This is a genomic window from Streptomyces sp. NPDC048603, from assembly GCF_043199475.1.
GTDB lineage: Bacteria > Actinomycetota > Actinomycetes > Streptomycetales > Streptomycetaceae > Streptomyces.
Window position 1 is genome coordinate 363163 of record NZ_JBICVY010000005.1, and the last position, 16191, is coordinate 379353.

General features: G+C 73.1%; 12 protein-coding genes and 1 pseudogene. 12 read left to right on the top strand and 1 reads right to left on the bottom strand.

The window, feature by feature from the left end; translation table 11 throughout:
* Positions 1 to 41 precede the first annotated feature (41 nt).
* The 8 genes from ACGFQ9_RS14360 to ACGFQ9_RS14395 all read left to right on the top strand — a co-directional run bounded on the left by ACGFQ9_RS14360 (position 42) and on the right by ACGFQ9_RS14395 (position 8569).
* Positions 42 to 1208 (top strand): agmatine deiminase family protein, encoded by a 1167-nt coding sequence (locus ACGFQ9_RS14360; RefSeq protein ID WP_393574067.1) that lies wholly within the window; start codon positions 42 to 44, stop codon positions 1206 to 1208.
* 103 nt (positions 1209 to 1311) lie between these two features.
* Positions 1312 to 1893: a TetR/AcrR family transcriptional regulator gene (locus ACGFQ9_RS14365; RefSeq protein ID WP_393574068.1), complete on the top strand. Its 582-nt coding sequence runs from the start codon at positions 1312 to 1314 to the stop codon at positions 1891 to 1893.
* A 290-nt stretch (positions 1894 to 2183) separates the two neighbouring features.
* Positions 2184 to 3203, top strand: a complete 1020-nt coding sequence (locus ACGFQ9_RS14370; protein WP_393574069.1) for an agmatine/peptidylarginine deiminase — start codon at positions 2184 to 2186, stop codon at positions 3201 to 3203.
* 85 nt (positions 3204 to 3288) lie between these two features.
* Positions 3289 to 4962 (top strand): ABC transporter substrate-binding protein, encoded by a 1674-nt coding sequence (locus tag ACGFQ9_RS14375; RefSeq protein WP_393574070.1) that lies wholly within the window; start codon positions 3289 to 3291, stop codon positions 4960 to 4962.
* Positions 4959 to 5918 carry an ABC transporter permease gene (locus ACGFQ9_RS14380; protein ID WP_393574071.1) on the top strand — a complete coding sequence of 320 codons (960 nt, stop codon included), beginning with the start codon at positions 4959 to 4961 and terminating at the stop codon, positions 5916 to 5918. The genes ACGFQ9_RS14375 and ACGFQ9_RS14380 overlap by 4 nt, the downstream gene beginning before the upstream one ends.
* The gene (locus tag ACGFQ9_RS14385) at positions 5915 to 6769 is read left to right on the top strand and encodes an ABC transporter permease (RefSeq protein ID WP_393574072.1); all 855 of its coding nucleotides are present in this window, start codon (positions 5915 to 5917) and stop codon (positions 6767 to 6769) included. Before ACGFQ9_RS14380 ends, ACGFQ9_RS14385 begins: the two co-directional genes overlap by 4 nt.
* Entirely contained in the window at positions 6766 to 7761 is a 996-nt protein-coding gene (locus ACGFQ9_RS14390) for an ABC transporter ATP-binding protein (protein WP_393574073.1), read from the top strand. Before ACGFQ9_RS14385 ends, ACGFQ9_RS14390 begins: the two co-directional genes overlap by 4 nt.
* The gene (locus ACGFQ9_RS14395; protein WP_393574074.1) at positions 7745 to 8569 is read left to right on the top strand and encodes an ABC transporter ATP-binding protein; all 825 of its coding nucleotides are present in this window, start codon (positions 7745 to 7747) and stop codon (positions 8567 to 8569) included. Before ACGFQ9_RS14390 ends, ACGFQ9_RS14395 begins: the two co-directional genes overlap by 17 nt.
* Before the next feature lie 46 nt (positions 8570 to 8615).
* Here the strand turns inward: ACGFQ9_RS14395 and ACGFQ9_RS14400 are convergent, their stop codons facing one another.
* Positions 8616 to 9251: a TetR/AcrR family transcriptional regulator gene (locus ACGFQ9_RS14400; RefSeq protein ID WP_393574075.1), complete on the bottom strand. Its 636-nt coding sequence runs from the start codon at positions 9249 to 9251 to the stop codon at positions 8616 to 8618.
* 156 nt (positions 9252 to 9407) lie between these two features.
* Between ACGFQ9_RS14400 and ACGFQ9_RS14405 the strand changes: the two genes are divergently transcribed.
* The 4 genes and pseudogenes from ACGFQ9_RS14405 to pelF all read left to right on the top strand — a co-directional run.
* Positions 9408 to 10571, top strand: a complete 1164-nt coding sequence (locus ACGFQ9_RS14405; protein ID WP_393574076.1) for an agmatine/peptidylarginine deiminase — start codon at positions 9408 to 9410, stop codon at positions 10569 to 10571.
* 298 nt (positions 10572 to 10869) lie between these two features.
* Positions 10870 to 11394 (top strand): hypothetical protein, encoded by a 525-nt coding sequence (locus ACGFQ9_RS14410; protein ID WP_393574077.1) that lies wholly within the window; start codon positions 10870 to 10872, stop codon positions 11392 to 11394.
* 418 nt (positions 11395 to 11812) lie between these two features.
* Complete coding sequence (locus tag ACGFQ9_RS14415; RefSeq protein WP_393574078.1) at positions 11813 to 13957, top strand: hypothetical protein; 2145 nt, start codon at positions 11813 to 11815, stop codon at positions 13955 to 13957.
* Between the two features lie 95 nt (positions 13958 to 14052).
* Positions 14053 to 15489: pseudogene (pelF, locus tag ACGFQ9_RS14420) on the top strand (GT4 family glycosyltransferase PelF); the annotation flags it as partial.
* Positions 15490 to 16191: the final 702 nt, after the last annotated feature.

Sequence of the window (16191 nt, forward strand, 5' to 3'; positions counted from 1 at the left end):
AGGATGTGGGCGTTCCGCTTCCTCCTCATCAGGGAGTCCCCATGGACATGCCCCGCACCTCCCGCCGCCGTCTGCTCCGGTTCGGCGCGGCGGCCGTGCCGCTCGCGGCCTTCGGCTCCGTCCTCCCCGTGGCTGCACGCGCGGCCACGGCCGCCGACCCCGGTGCCGCGCCGCTGCGGATGCCCGCCGAGACCGACCGTCACATCCGTACGTACATGGCCTGGCCCGCCCTCTCCTCCGTGTGGGGCACCGGTCTGGGCGCCGTACGCCGGGACATCGCCGAGGTCGCGCACGCGATATCCGGCTACGAGCCGGTCGTGGTGCTGGCCCGCCCCGGGCAGGCGGCCGAGGCCCGGTACCAGTGCGGACGCGGCGCCTATCACGGCATCGACGTCGTCGAGATCCCCAATGACGACCTGTGGATCCGGGACTTCGGCCCCACCTTCGTCGTCGCGCCCGGCGCCATCGCCGGCGTGGACACCAATTTCAACGGCTGGGGCAAGACCGGCACGCCCTACGCCCAGCCCTTCGCGAACGACGCGGCCGCGGCCGGCGCGCTCCTGTACGAGTACGGAGTGCGCCGCGTCCGGGCGGGGTTCACCGGCGAAGGCGGCTCGCTGGAGACGGACGGCGAGGGGACCCTGCTGGCCACGGTCAGCTCGATGGTGAACGCCAACCGGAATCCCGGAACGAGCCAGGACCAGGTCGAGCAGGCGATGAAGGCGGCGCTCGGCATGGACAAGGTCATCTGGGTGCCGGGCCTCGCGGGCCAGGACATCACGGACTGCCACATCGACTGCCTGGCCCGATTCACCGCCCCGGGCCGGGTCATCCTGGACAAGCCCGGGCCCGGCACGGACCCGAAGTGGGTCGCGGTCTACGAGGAGACCAGGAAGATCCTGGCCGGCGCCACCGACGCCCGCGGCCGCAGCCTGACGATCACCGAGCTCCCGGGCCCGGACCGCCGCCTCATCCGCGGCGGGGGCGCGGAGTTCCTCTCCACCTACACGAATTACTACACGGTGAACGGCGCCGTCATCGCGCCGCAGTTCGGTGACGGGTACGCCGACGGCGTGGCCCACGCCGTCCTGCAGGCCGCCTACCCCGGCCTCCGCGTCGTGCAGGTCGCCATCGACGGCATCGCCTCGGGCGGCGGCGGCATCCACTGCGCCACCCAGTCCCACCCGGCCGTGCCCCCGGCGGTCTGAGGTGGCGGGCGGGCCGGCCGGCCGCCCGCGCGCGGGCCGGCCCGCCCCGGCCGGTGACGGGCCGATTGCCCGAGGCCCGGATCACCCCGGTAGGGTGCGGACCATGGCGTCTCGCAGCACTCAGATCCTGGAAGCGGCCGCCCGGGTGATCGCCCGGCGCGGGGTCCGCGGGCTGCGCGTGGAGGAACTCGCGGCCGAGGCCGGGGTGTCCACGGCCCTGATCTACTACCACTTCAAGGACCGCACCGGGGTCCTGCGCCAGACGCTGGAGTTCATCAACGACCGCGCCGAGCGCTACACCACCGACCGGGACCCCGACGCCCCGCCGCTCACCCCCCGGGAGGAGCTGGAGGAGACCCTCCTGCTGGAGCTCCAGGACACCGTGGAAGTGCGGGAGAACAGCTCGGCCTGGGGCGAACTCCGGGCGAGCGCCGTCTTCGACGAGGTGCTGCGCGAGGACCTCGCCCGGGCCACCCTGGTGTGGGTCCAGGAGGTCGCGGCCCTGCTCGGCCAGGTCCAGCCGATGGCGCCGGCCTCCTCGCTGGCCGCTGCCGCCGAGCGGCTCACCGCCCTCCTGGAGGGCCTGAGCATGCGCTGGCTCAGCGGCGGCACCCGGATCGAGCACGCGCAGGAGCTCATGCGCGGGGCCATCGAGGCCGAGCTGGCAGGGCTCCGGCAGAGCTGACGACGCGGGTCCCGGCCGTGAACTCCACAAGGCCGGGACCTTTCGCCACTCTTTCTATTGACTGAATTTTCAGTCAGTGCCAGAGTGGCGTCAGTCGACGCGACAACGCCGCAGGCCCCCGCTCCTCCCTCGGCGGGAGAGGCCCCCCTCGCACATGCCGCGCCCGGTCCCGCGTACACCCCACGCCCGGGCGGCGGGCACCTCCTCCGGTTCCACTTCCCGCGACCTCTCTATTGACTGAATTTTCAGTTGAGTGCAAGACTCCGCCAACGCAAGAAATGAGACACCCGATGGCCGAATCCGGATTCCGTATGCCCGCCGAGTGGACCGAGCACGAGGGCTGCCTGATGGCCTGGCCCACCCGCCCGGACCTGTGGGGCAGCGTGCTGAACGACGTGAAGGAGGAGTACGCCGACGTCGCCCGCGCCATCGCCGCGTTCGAACCCGTCACGATGGTCGCCCCGCCCGGCCACGGCGCGGACGCCCGTACCCGCATCGGGGAGGACGCCGCCGGCGTCACCGTGATCGAACTGCCCCTCGACGACTCCTGGTTCCGTGACTCCGCCCCGCTCTTCGTCCTCGACGGGGACGGCAACCGCGCCGGCGTGGACTTCCGCTTCAACGCCTGGGGCGGCAAGCACCACCCGTGGGACGCCGACGACCGGATCAGCGGACTCCTCCTGGACCACCTCGGGGTCCACCGGATCGCCTCCGGCATGATCCTCGAGGGCGGTGCGATCACCGTCGACGGCGAGGGCACGCTGATCACCACCGAGCAGTGCCTGCTCCACCCCAACCGCAACCCCGGGATGAGCCGCGCGGAGATCGAGGCCGAGCTCAAGGACCGGCTCGGTGTCACCAAGGTCATCTGGCTCCCCTACGGCGGCCTGCTCGACACCGAGACCGACGGCCACGTCGACGGCGTCTGCGCGTTCGCCGCGCCCGGCACGGTCGTCGTCTCCCTGCCCGCCGACCCGGCCCACCCCGACTACGCACGGATGCGCGCCAACCGCGCGGTGCTGGAGTCCGTGACCGATGCCAGGGGCCGCCGGCTGGAGATCATCGACGTACCGCAGACGGCCTTCGCCGACCTCGCCGACGGCGAGATCGAGGTGTCCTACCTCAACTACTACGTCGCCAACGGCGGCGTCGTCGTCCCGGTGGCCGGGCTGCCCCAGGACGAGGCCGCCCTCGCCGTCATCGCCTCGGCGTACCCCGGCCGCAAGGTCGTCGGGGTGCGGGCGCTCGCCATCGCCTTCGGCGGCGGCGGGGTCCACTGCATCACCCAGCAGATCCCCGCCGCCCGGTGACCTGACACCGGCCGTTCACGGCGGACCGCCCCGGCGGTCCGCCCGCTCCTCCCCCCGCATCCCTCACGGAAAAGAGAGCGCGACGATGACCACCTCCCCACCCCGCACCGGCAGACCGCCGCGCGCCCGACGCCGCCGGCCCGGCTCCGCCGCCGCGGCCATGGCGGCCGTCCTCACCTCCTTCGCCCTGCTCGCCGCCTGCTCCGGCCCGCCCAAGGGCACCGGCGGCAACGTCGCCGACGTCCGCCTCTCCGCCTCCACCCCCGAGGCGCGCGGCGAGATCGACTCCTTCACCTGGGCGCTCTACGCCGAACCGCCCACCCTCGACTACACGGTGGCCTTCGACTACCCGCAGAACACCATCCTGTCCAACGTGTGCGAGAGCCTGATGCGCTGGACCCCGGGCCTCACCACGGAGCCCGGCCTCGCCCGGCAGGCGACCAATTCCGACCCCACCACCTGGGTGTACGACCTGCGCCCGGGCGTGCGCTTCCACGACGGCCGGGAAATGACCGCCGACGACGTGGTGTTCAGCCTCGGCCGGCAGACGGACCCCGACAACGCCGCCGCCTGGGCCCAGGTGTTCCAGAACGTCGCCTCCGTGACCAAGACCGGCCCGCTGCAGGTCACCGTCAAGCTCGGCAAGCCCGACTCCCAGTTCCCCCAGTACATGGCCACCTCCGCCGGAGTCGTCGCCTCCAAGGCCGGCGTCGAGGCGGCCGGCCAGGACTACGGCACCAGCGGCGGTCTCGCCTGCACCGGCCCCTTCAAGCTCGGCACGTGGAACAAGGGCCAGTCCGTGGAACTGGAACGCTTCGACGGCTACTGGGGCACCAGGGCCAAGTCCAAGAAGGCCGTCTTCCGCTTCCTGACCGACCCCTCCGCCCGCACCAACGCCATGCTCAGCGGGGAGATCGACGGCGGTTACCTGATCCCCACCGAGAGCTACGCCCGGCTGCGCGGAAGCGGTACCGGCACCCTGTACTTCGGCGAGGGCCTCAGCACGGTCAACGTCAGCATCACCGACATGAAGGGCCCGCTCGGCGACGTCCGCGTCCGCCGTGCCCTCTCCCTGGCCCTGGACCGCTCCGGCTTCGTCAAGGCGGGGCTCGGCGGGGCCGGAACGGTCACCAACTCCCTTACCACCCGGGCCGCCTGGGCCGCCGCACCCGAGCGGACCCTCAAGACCGCCTTCGACGGCCTGCCCCCCACCGGCCAGGACATCGAGAAGGCCAAGGCCCTCGTCAAGGAGGCGGGCGCCACCGGCAAGACCCTGACCGTGGCCACCAGCTCCATCGGCCAGGACGTGTCCCTGCTCGCCACCGCCGTCCAGGCGGCCGGTACGCGGATCGGCCTGGACATCCGGCTGAAGACGATCGCCCCCAACGCCTTCACCGCCCTGTTCACCGACCCGCAGGCGCGCGAGGGGATCGACATGTTCCCGCTCACGTACTACGACTCGATCACCGATCCGCTCGACCTGCTGCAGAACTTCAAGACCGGCGCGTACATGAACTTCGCCGGCTACAGCGACCCCGCCTACGACCGGCTGGTCGACGAGGCCACCGCCGCCTACGAGCCCGGGCCGCGGATGGACATCGAGGCCAGGCTGCAGCGCCACGCCGCCGAGCAACTGCTGTGGATCCCCGTCGCCGAGTGGCCCACCGCCCTGTTCCTGAACAAGAGGATCACCGGCGCCCCCACCACGATCTCCTACATGTACCACCCGTGGGCCGCCGCCGTGGGGGCCGCGCAGTGAGCTTCGCCGTATTCGCTCTGCGACGGGTGGCGGAGATGGCCGCCACCCTGTTCGTCGCCTCGTTCGTGGTCTTCGGCGCCATGTACCTGGCACCGGGCAGTCCGGCGAGCTTCCTGCTCGCCGGCCGGTCGGCCTCACCGGAGGCCCTCGCCGCGATCAACGACCGGTACCACCTGGACGACCCGTTCCTCGTCCGCTACTTCCACTGGCTCGGGGACATGCTGCAGGGCGACTTCGGGCGCTCCCTGACCTACCGCACCGACGTCTCCCGCCTGCTCGCCGACCGGCTCCCCACCACCCTGCTGCTGATCGCCATGGCACTCGTCGTGGTGGTCGCCGCCGGCCTCTTCCTCGGCCGGCTCTCCGCCGTCCGCGGCGGCGCCACCGACTCGGCCGTGCTGGTCGGCACCACCTTCGCCGTCGGAACCCCGTCCTTCGTCGCGGCCGTCCTGCTCCAGGGCCTGTTCGCGGTCAACCTCGGCTGGTTCCCCAGCAGCGGCGCGGGCGACGGGTTCGCGGACAAGCTCTGGCACCTCACGCTCCCCGCGATCGCCCTCGCCCTCTACCTGATCGGCATGCTCGCCCGGGTCACCCGCTCGGCCATGCTCGAAGCCCTCGACAGCGAGCACGTCACCGTCGCCCGCAGCCGCGGTGTCCCCGAACGCCAGGTGATCCGCCGCCACGTGTTCCGCAACTCCCTCGGCACCGTCCTGACCACCGGCGGCCTGATCGTCTCCACCCTGCTGGTGTGCACCATCCTGGTGGAGACCGCCTTCAGCGTCGGAGGCATCGGCCAGCTCCTGGAACTGTCCACCACCACCAAGGACTTCCCCACCGTCCAGGCCATCTCCCTGATCATCGTCGCCCTCTTCATGGCCGTGAACCTGCTCGTGGACCTGGCCCTGCCGCTGGTCGACCCCCGGGTCACCCTCGGCACCAGGGGAGCCGCCGCATGACCGCCGTCCTGACCCGCCGCCCCGGCCTCTCCCGGATCCGGGCCGCCGGCTCCCCGCTCCACCTCACCTGCCTGGGGCTGGCCGGCCTCGTGGTGCTCGCCGCACTGCTCGCGCCCTGGCTCGCACCCCACGACCCCAACGCCGTCGATCTGGGCAACGCCCTCGCCGCGCCCTCCGCCGACCACCCCCTCGGCGTGGACGCCGCCGGCCGCGACACCCTCTCCCGGCTGCTGCTCGGCGCGCGCACCTCCCTGCTGGGACCGCTGGGCGTCGTCGTCTTCTCGACCCTCGCCGGAGTGGCCGTCGGCACGGCCGCGGCCTGGCGGGGCGGCTGGCTCGACTCCGTCCTCTCCCGCGGTACGGAACTGGTCTTCGCCTTCCCCGGCATGCTGCTGGCCATCCTGATCATCTCGGTGTACGGCGAAGGGCTCCTCGCCCCGGTCCTCGCCCTCGCCGTGGCCTACCTGCCCTACGTCAGCCGCCTCACCCGCTCCCTGGTCCTGGCCGAACGGGCCCGCCCGTACGTCAGCGCCTACCGGGTCCAGGGCCACTCGGCGCTGCAGATCTGCCTGCGCCACATCCTGCCCAACATCGCGCCGGTGGTCCTCGCCCAGTCCACCATCAACTTCGGATACGCCCTGATGGACCTCGCCGGACTGTCGTTCCTCGGGCTCGGCGTGCCCGCGCTCACGCCCGACTGGGGCCGCATGGTCTTCGACGGGCAGACCGCCGTCCAGCACGGCTACCCGCTGTCCGCGATCCTGCCCTGCGCCTTCATCGTGCTGACCGTGGTCGCCTTCAACGTGGCCGGGGAACGCTGGGCCGACCGGGTCGCCAGGAGGGACCGATGACACCGGTGAACACACTCGAGATCCGCGGACTGCGGATCACCCTGCCCGGCACCGCCCGGCCCGTCCTCGACGGCGTCGACCTCACCGTCGGTCCCGGCGAGACCGTGGCCCTCGTCGGGGAGTCCGGCTCCGGCAAGAGCCTCACCTCCCGCAGCGCGCTCCGCCTGATGCCGCCCCGCGCGGCCGTCGAAGGGGAGGTCAGGGTCGGCGGCCGGGACGTCCTCACCATGGACGCCGCCGAGCTGCGGGCCGTACGCGCCGGAAAGGTGGCCATGGTCTTCCAGGACCCGCGCGCCGCCGTCAACCCGCTGCGCCGCATCGGCGACTTCCTCACCGAGAGCGTCACCCTGACGAAGGCGATGAGCCGGGCGGACGCCGCGGCCCGGGCCGCCGGACTCCTGCGCGCGGTGGGCCTGGACGACTCGGTGCTGCACAAGTACCCCGGGCAGGTCTCCGGGGGCATGCTCCAGCGCGTGGTGATCGCGGCGGCCCTCATGGGCGACCCGGCGCTGCTGCTGGCCGACGAACCCACCACGGCACTGGACGTCACCAGCCAGGCCGAGGTCATCGCCCTGCTGGCCGGGCTCCGCGAACGCTTCGGCACCGGCCTGCTGTTCGTCACCCACGACCTCGACCTGGCCGCGGCCATCAGCGACCGGGTGTACGTCATGTACGCCGGCCGGATCGCCGAGAGCGGGCCCGCCGAGACCCTGTTCGCCCGCCCCAGACACCCGTACACCGCCGCCCTCCTGGCCTCCACCCCGCGGATGGACGGCCCCCGGGGCAGGCTCGCCGCCATCGAGGGGCAGCCACCGGACCTCCGGGAACCACTGCCCGGCTGCGCCTTCGCGGTCCGCTGTCCGCTCGCCACGGAGGTCTGCGACCGGCGGGCCCCCCTGCCGGCCGCCGCCCCGGACCGGCCGGACCACCGGGCCGCCTGCCACCACAGCGACCGGCTCGAAGGGAGCAACGCCGATGCACGGCACCACTGACCGGACCGGGAACCGCCCGCACGTCCTGGAGGTCAGGGGACTGCGCCGCACCTTCGGGAGCGTCCACGCGGTGGACGACGTGTCCTTCGTCCTCCCGGAGGGCGGATCGCTGGGCATCGTGGGGGAGTCGGGCTCCGGCAAGACGACCACCGCCCGCATCGTCGTCGGCCTGGAACGGGCCGACGCGGGAGACGTCCTGGTCCGCGGCCGGACCCGGGCCGGCCGCACCCGCGGCCGGAACGCGCGGCTCGCCCGCGCCCGGGAGGTCCAGATGGTCTTCCAGGACCCCTACCTCTCGCTCGATCCGCGTACCGGCGTCGAGGCGGCCCTGCGGGAGACCCTGCGGCTGCACTTCCCGGACCGGGACCACACGGCGCGCGTACGGGAACTGCTCGACCAGGTGGGCCTGGGCACCAGGGCCGCGGACGCCCTGCCCCGGCAGCTGTCCGGAGGGCAGCGCCAGCGGGTGGCGATCGCCCGGGCCCTCGCCGTGGAGCCGGCCGTACTCGTCCTGGACGAGGCGGTCGCCGCCCTCGACGTCTCCGTGCAGGCTCAGATCCTCAACCTCCTGGCGGACATCAGGGAGCAGACCGGGATCGGGTACCTGTTCATCACGCACGACCTCGGTGTCGTCCGGTGCGTCACCGACGAGATCGTCGTGATGCGCTGCGGGGCGGTGGTCGAACAGGGCCCGACGGAGGAGGTACTGGCCGCCCCCCGGCACCCGTACACCCGGCTGCTGCTGGAGTCCGTACCCCGCGCGGGGTGGGACCCGGAGGCGATCGCCGCGGCCCGGCGGGCGCTCTAGGGGGTGTCTCGCCGATCACGCCGGGCGGCGCAGGGGGCCGCCCGGTTCAGGCTCCGGCGGCGAGGGTGCGGATCAGGGTGCGGAGGACCGGACCGGCGTCCACATCGGCGCCGAGCGACTCCACGGCCGCCAGGCCGTCCACGGCGGCGGCCACCGCCTCGCCCAGCAGCCGCGCGTCGAAGTCCCCGCCGCGCTCCTCGGCCAGGACGTGGAACAGCGCGGTGAAACAGCCGCGCCAGCGCCGGTACTCGGCCTCCAGGCACTCCCGCACCCGGGCGTCGTGCAGGGCGTGCCAGTGCAAAGCGGAATGGAGGTGGGAGAGTTCCGTGCCCTCGGGGCGGGAGAGCAGGCCGACCACCCGGTCGGCCCGTTCGGCGAAGGTCCCGGGAGCCGAGACGGCCTCTTCCAGGGGCAGGATCCACTCGGGCCGCATGTCCGCGATGACCGCCAGGACCAGATCCGTCCGGTCCTGGAAGTGGTAGTGGCACATCCCGTGCGAAACGCCGCTCATCGCCGCCACGTTGCGGGTGGTGAACCGTTCGCCCATGCCACCCGCCAGCAGGGTCCGCGCGGCGGATATCAGCCGCGCCCGGGTCTGCACGCCCTTCGCCGAGACCCGGGGCCGCCGCTCGCGGGCCGGGAGGGCGGACACGGGTGCGGAGTCCTTCGGGGAAGCTGCCATGCCGTCACTCTAACCAGCCCGGCCACCGCCACCTGCGGCTTTCCCGGATCCCCCGGAACGGCCGTGCGCGAACTATTGACCGAGCGCTTGGCCAGTTTTAGCTTTCCGGCCAACCCCGTTGAAACCGCGGGGAGTTGGAGAGACCGAGGAGTCATCGTGAACGACCACGCAATCGACCGTCCCGCGGGCGGAGGTGCCGGCATGAACCGGCGCAGGTTCCTGACCGCGGCCGGACTCACCGCCGCTGCCGCCGCGCTCGCGGCGGCCGAGGGCCGGGCGCGGGCCGCGGCGGCCCGCCCCGCGACGGCGGCGGGCGCCTTCCGTGTCCCGATCGAGGACGTCCGCCACACCCGTACCTGGATGGCCTGGCCGGACAGCAGCTCCATCTGGGGCGGCAGGCTCGGCGGAGTCCAGTCGGACATCGCCCTGATCGCCCGCACCATCGCCAAGTACGAGCCGGTCTACCTCTGCGCCAACGCCGGAAGCGCCGCCCGGGCGCGGTCCCTGTGCGGCCCCGCGGTCACCGTCATCACCACCATCCCCGTGGACGACTGCTGGATGCGCGACACCGGTCCGGTGTTCCGCGCCGACGGATCCGGCGGCCTGGACGCGGTCGGCCTGAACTTCAACGGCTGGGGCAACAAGCAGACCCACGCCCGGGACGCGCTGGTCGCCGAACGGATCGCCGCCCACGTCGGAGTGCCGTACACGTCCGCCGGCCTGGTCGGGGAGGGCGGAGCGGTCGAGCAGGACGGCGCGGGCACCCTCATGGCCACCCGCAGCAGCCTGGTCAACGGCAACCGCAACCCCGGCAAGTCGCAGGCGCAGATCGAGGCTGCGCTGCGCACCGCCTACGGCGCCTCCAAGGTCATCTGGTTCGACGGGGTCTACGGCCAGGACATCACCGACGACCACGTGGACGCGACCTCCCGCTTCCTCGCCCCCGGCAGGGCCCTCGTCCAGATGCCCCTGGCCTCGGACAACGACGTCTACGCCAAGGACGCCCGGCAGCAGTACCAGATCCTCTCGGCGGCCACGACCGCGACCGGAGCCCGCATGGCCGTCGAGAAGCTCCAGGGCCCGGACTACTACAAAATCAGGTCGGCCAACCCGGACTTCCTGGCCTCCTACGCCAACTACTACGTGTGCAACGGGGCTGTCATCTCCGCCCACTTCGGCGACACCCGGGCGGACAGCGCGGCCAAGGCCCAGCTGACCCGGCTCTTCCCGGGCCGCACCGTCGAACAGCTCAACATCGACCGGCTGGGCACCGGCGGCGGCGGGATCCACTGCGTCACCCAGCAGCAGCCGGTGGCGTGACCGAAGGCCGGAACCGGCCGTGATGGCCGGGAATCCACGGTCCGCGCCGCGCCACGGCGGCGCGGACCGCCCGAACGCACGTCGGGTGTGCGCCAAAACATCGCAGGGGCCCCACACGGCCCCCGGTTCCCGCCCCGACCGGGCGACACGGCCCGTATGCTGGCGCGTACGTTGTGTGATCTTCCTTCACGAGTCCCACACAGGGTCTTCACAGGAGGATCACTTCCGGCCGATCGGCGTTCGCGCCGTTCCCGGCGGGGCAGACGGCGTGCTCGTGCGCTGCCTAGCCTCCCGGGCCATGAGATCACCTCTGACGGGCCGTCTCGGCCTCGCCGCCGCCCTCGCCTTCGTCCTCGCCCTCTTCGGCTTCGCCCCCGCCGCGAGCGCCGATCCGGCGCCGGCCGCGCTCTCGTTCAGCACCAGCAGTGCCACCACCACCCCCGGTGGCACCGTGAACCTGTCGATGACGATCACCAACAACAAGACCTACGACATCTGGTTCGTCTACCAGACCATCGACCCCACCTGGCTCACCACCCAGCGCCCCGACCTGAAGTACAGCTTCACCGGGTGCAGCCTGGCCACCGCCTCCGGCGACACCCCGTGCTCCGGCACCGGTCCGGCCAACCTCGGCGGGAACTACGGCGCCACCATCCCGCCCGGCCAGAGCCGCACCGTCACGCTGACCCTCCAGGTGGCCGCCGACTCCGGCTGCAACGGCAACATCGGCTTCTACAGCTACTACTACGCCGAGTTCAGCGACAGCAGCAGCACCAGCGGCGGCCCGGTGTTCACCCCCGAGACGCGCGTACTCTGCGCCTGACGAACCGTCAAGCCACAGTCCCGAGGGTGGCCTGAAACGATCGCAGGCCCGGTGCCACCGTGGTCTCTCCGACAGGCACCCGCCCCGGCGGACCGACCCGGTCCGCCGGGGCGCCCCATGGGGCCCGGACCAGCGCGCCACGCCCCCCGCGCCGCCCCGGGACCCCTGTCCGAGAATCGAGCGGAATCCTTTCCTCATCTCAACTGCGCTCCACATCACGGCAGTTGTGCGCCTACTGTGCGCCCGCTCTTTTCCGCCGGTTTTCGCAACATCACCACAAACGCTACACAGAGACACCACCATGTGACGCGACGAATGCGTCGACGACTGGCTTCTGAGGGGGTGCCGGCGTCGCGCAAGGGGGGTGTCCGCTCCGCGCGAGCCGTGCTCCCCCCTGTCTGGGAGGGGACTTCACCGCATGAAGCGGACCATACGCACCGCCGTGCTCACGGCGGGCGCACTCATCGCCGCCCTCGGCCTGCCCGCCGGAACGGCACAGGCCGACACCCCGGCCCCCCGCACCGACCTGCGGGTGCTGGTCGTGAGCGACGGCGGACCGGCCACCGCGGCCATCGCGGCCGAACTGGACACCGCCGGAACCCCGTACACCGAGGTCGACCTCACCAGAGCCGGGCGGCCCACCATCGACGCCGCCTTCCTCGCCGACACCGTGGACGGCCGGCCGCGCGCCAAGTACCAGGCCGTCGTCCTGCCCAACGACAACCCCTTCCCGGCCGGATCGTCCGAGATGACGGCCCTCGCGTCCTACGAGCGGACCTACGGCATCCCGCAGGTCGACGCCTACACCTACGCCCGGCCCGCGGTCGGCCTGCAGTACTTCGCCGCCGGCGGCTACGGCGGCAGCCTCGACGGCGTCCAGGCCACGGTGACCGCGGCCGGCCGCGGCGGCCCCTTCGGCTACCTCGACGGCTCCGTCCCCTTCGAGGACAACTCGCCCACGGTCGGCGAGAGTTACGCCTACCTGGCGGCACCCGCTCCCGGAGCCGACTTCACCACCTACGTGGACGCACCCATCCCCGGCACCCCCCGCCGGGGCTCCCTCGTCGGCGAGTACCGGCACGACGGCCGGCGCGAACTCGTCGTCACCTTCGTCTACAACCGCCACCAGCAGCAGTTCCGGCTGCTGGCCCGCGGCATCGTGGAATGGATGACCGGAGGCGTGCACCTCGGCTCCACCCGCAACCACTTCGCCGTCCACGTCGACGACGTCTTCGCCGCCGACGACCGCTGGGACACCGTGCTCAACTGCACCCCCGGCGACGTGGACTGCGCGAACGGCGCCGGCACCCCCAACCCGATCCGCATGACGGCCGCCGACGCCGACCACGCGATCGACTGGCAGAACCGCCGCGGCTTCACCCTCGACATGGCCTACAACGGGGCCGGGAGCCTCGACCAGCGCGAGGACAACAACGGTGCCGACCCGCTCGCCGACAAGCTGATCGCCGAGCGCAACCGCTTCCGCTGGATCAACCACACCTACACCCACGCCTACCTCGGCTGCGAGCAGGACACCAGCGTGGTCCCCTGGCGGTGCGCCACCAACCCCGGCGGCTCCACCAAGTGGGTCAGCCGTACCGCCATCAGCGACGAGATCGCCCTCAACCGCGTCTGGGGCCAGACCTCCGGACTGCCCCTGGAGAACGACGAACTCGTCACCGGCGAGCACTCGGGCATGGCGGTGCTGCCCCAGCAGCCCCAGGACAACCCCAACCTGGCGCCCGCCCTCGCCGACAACGGCGTCGCCTGGCTGGCCTCGGACAACTCCCGCGACCCCGAACAGCGGCTCGTCGGCCAGGCGTCCACCGTGGCCCGTCACCCCATGAACATCTTCTACAACGCGGGCCGCGCCGCCGAGCAGGTCGACGAGTACAACTGGATCTACACCCGCCGGTCCCAGGGCGGCAGCGGCATCTGCGAGGACCTCGCCCACACCACCACCTGCCTGCCCGCACCGCTGGACACGGCCACCGGATACGCCGGCCACATCGTGCCGCAGGAGATCCGCACCGCCCTCGGACACATCCTCGCGGGTGACCTGAAGCCCCACTTCATCCACCAGTCCAACCTCGCCGAGGAGCGGATCGCCTACCCCGTGCTCGACGGCGTACTGGACACCTACACCGCCCTCTTCGCGGACAACACCCCTCTGGTCAACCTGCGGATGAAGGACATCGGCCGCGAGCTCCAGCGCCGCGCCGCCTGGAAGGAAGCCGTGCGCACCGGGCAGGCCGCCGCCTACCGCATCGGGAACACCGTCACCGTCCAGGCCCCGAGCGGCCTGCAGGTCACCGCGACCCTCCCCGACGGCACCCGCCTGGGCGACGAGGCCTTCGGCAGCGCCTACGCGGGCCGGGTCTCCGGCTGGACGGCATCGGCCGGCACCCCGCTCGCCTTCACCCTGCCGCAGGCCGCGCAGGCCGAGCAGGCGGGGGCGACGGCCACCGCCGTCGCCCCCGTCGCCCCGGCGACGGTCCCCGCCCCGCGCACCCACCTCCCCGAGGCCGTGCGCGAACGCGGCTCCGAGGCGCTCCGGGGCTGACCGGCACAGGCAGGTTCCCGGCCGTGCTCGCCGCGGCCGGGACGGCCGGGCCGACCGGTCCGACCACCCCCACATTCCGGCCGTGGAGCACACCGATGCACGTTCACCACGGCACGCGCCGCCCTGCGGCGACGCGTGTCACCCTGCTCACCGAAGGCACCTACCCGCACAGTCACGGCGGTGTCAGCGTCTGGTGCGACCAGCTCGTCCAGGGCATGCCCGACCTCGACTTCGACGTCATCGCGGTCACCGGCACCGGCCGGGAGGCCGTGGCCTGGGACCTGCCCGGCCATGTCCTGAGCGTGCGTTCGGTACCGATGTGGGGGGACCCGCCCGAGGGCCGGCCGCCGCGCGGGCGCGCCCTGCGAAGGCTGGCCGAGGCGTACGAGCGGTTCCTCACGGCGCTGCTCGACCCCTGCGCCGAGGCCGGCTTCCCCGCGGCCCTGTACGCGATGGCACGCGCCGCCGCGGACGGGGAGCTGAGCCCGTTCCTGCGCGGCGACCACGCGATCACGATCCTGGCCTCGGTGTGGAACCGTCCGGGACTCGCCGTCCGCGAGGCCCGCCCGACCCTCCGCGACGCGCTCACGGCCACCACCCTGCTGGAGCACGCGCTGCGCCCGCTCGCCACGCCGCCCCCGCGGCACGGCGTCGCGCACGCGGTCAGCGGCGGGGTCGCCGTCCTGCCCGGGCTGGCCGGCCTCGAACGCTACGAGGTCCCGCTGCTGCTCACCGAGCACGGCGTCTACCTGCGCGAGCGCTACCTCGGCTACCGCACCGCGCCCTACCGGTGGCCGGTGAAGGCCGTCGTCCTGGGCTTCTTCCGGTTGCTCGCGGAGGAGAGCTACCGCCGGGCGGCCCTCATCACCCCCGGCAACCGCTACAACCGGCTGTGGGAGGAACAGGGCGGCGCCGACCCCCAGTCCATCCGCACGGTCTACAACGGCGTCGACCCCGCCGCGTTCCCGCCCGCCGGGCCGGAACCGGACGTCCCCACGCTCAGCTGGGCCGGCCGGGTCGACCCCATCAAGGACCTGGAGACCCTCATACGCGCCTTCGACCAGGTCAGACGCGAGGTGCCGGAGGCCCGGCTGCGCCTGTTCGGCGGCACCCCGCGGGGCGGCGAGGCCTACCGGGAGCGGTGCGAGGCACTGGCCGCGGAGCTCGGGCACGGAGACGCCGTCGTCTTCGAGGGACGGGTCGAGGACATCAAGGACGCCTACGCGGCGGGCAACGTCGTGATGCTCTCCAGCATCAGCGAGGGCTTCCCGTTCACCCTCATCGAGGCCATGTCCTGCGGCCGGGCGACCGTGTCCACCGACGTGGGCGGCGTACGCGAGGCCGTCGGCGAGGCCGGGCTGGTCGTGCCGCCGCGGGACCCGGCCGCCATGGCCGCCGCCGCGGTGGAACTGCTGGGCGACGCGCCGCGCCGTGCGGCGATGGGGGAGGCGGCCCGGCTGCGGGTGATCGAACAGTTCACCCTGCGCCAGACCATCGACACCTTCCGGTCCATCTACCTGGAGCTGGGCTCGCCGACCGCCCGCCGGCCGGTCGACACCTCACGCCCGGCCGCGGAGGCCGCCTCCGTACCGGCGGCCGCCCGTGCCGCGGCAGCCGGAGCCGGCACCCCCGCCCCGGCCGGGCCCGCACCGGCACCCATCACCGAGGTACCGCTCGTCGTCATCCCCGGTCCGGCCCACGCGGCACGACGGGCCGCCGCGAACTCCTTCCCGCTCACGCCCCCGCCCACCGCGGGAACGCCCGCCCCGGCACCGGCCGCACGGCCCGCCGCGCACACGGCCGTACCGCCCGCCGAGCCCGTACCGGTCCCGGCCGGGCCGTACGCCGCTGGAGCATCCGCCCCGGCACCGGTCACCCCGCCCGCCGCACTGACGGCCGTACCGGCCGGGTCCGTTCGGCTCCCCTCCGGATCGCACGGCGCAGGGGTGACGGCCGCGCCGGGTCCGGGCGCCCGGACCGCCGCCGACGCGTACCGGCCGGGGGCGCAGGCCCCGTCCGTGCTGCTCGAAGCCGTACCGGCCACCGCACCCGCGGCACCCCCGACCGCCGGCGTCGGTACGGCCGGGAGCCCGGCGGCGGACCGGTCCGCGCCCGCCGGCCCGCGGACCGGCCGGCACGTTCCTTCCTGGGCACGCCCCGACGCCCCGGAGGATCCCGGGGACCCGGGTCGCCACGGCCACCCGGAGGAGCGGGAGCGCGGGGACCGCGGCACC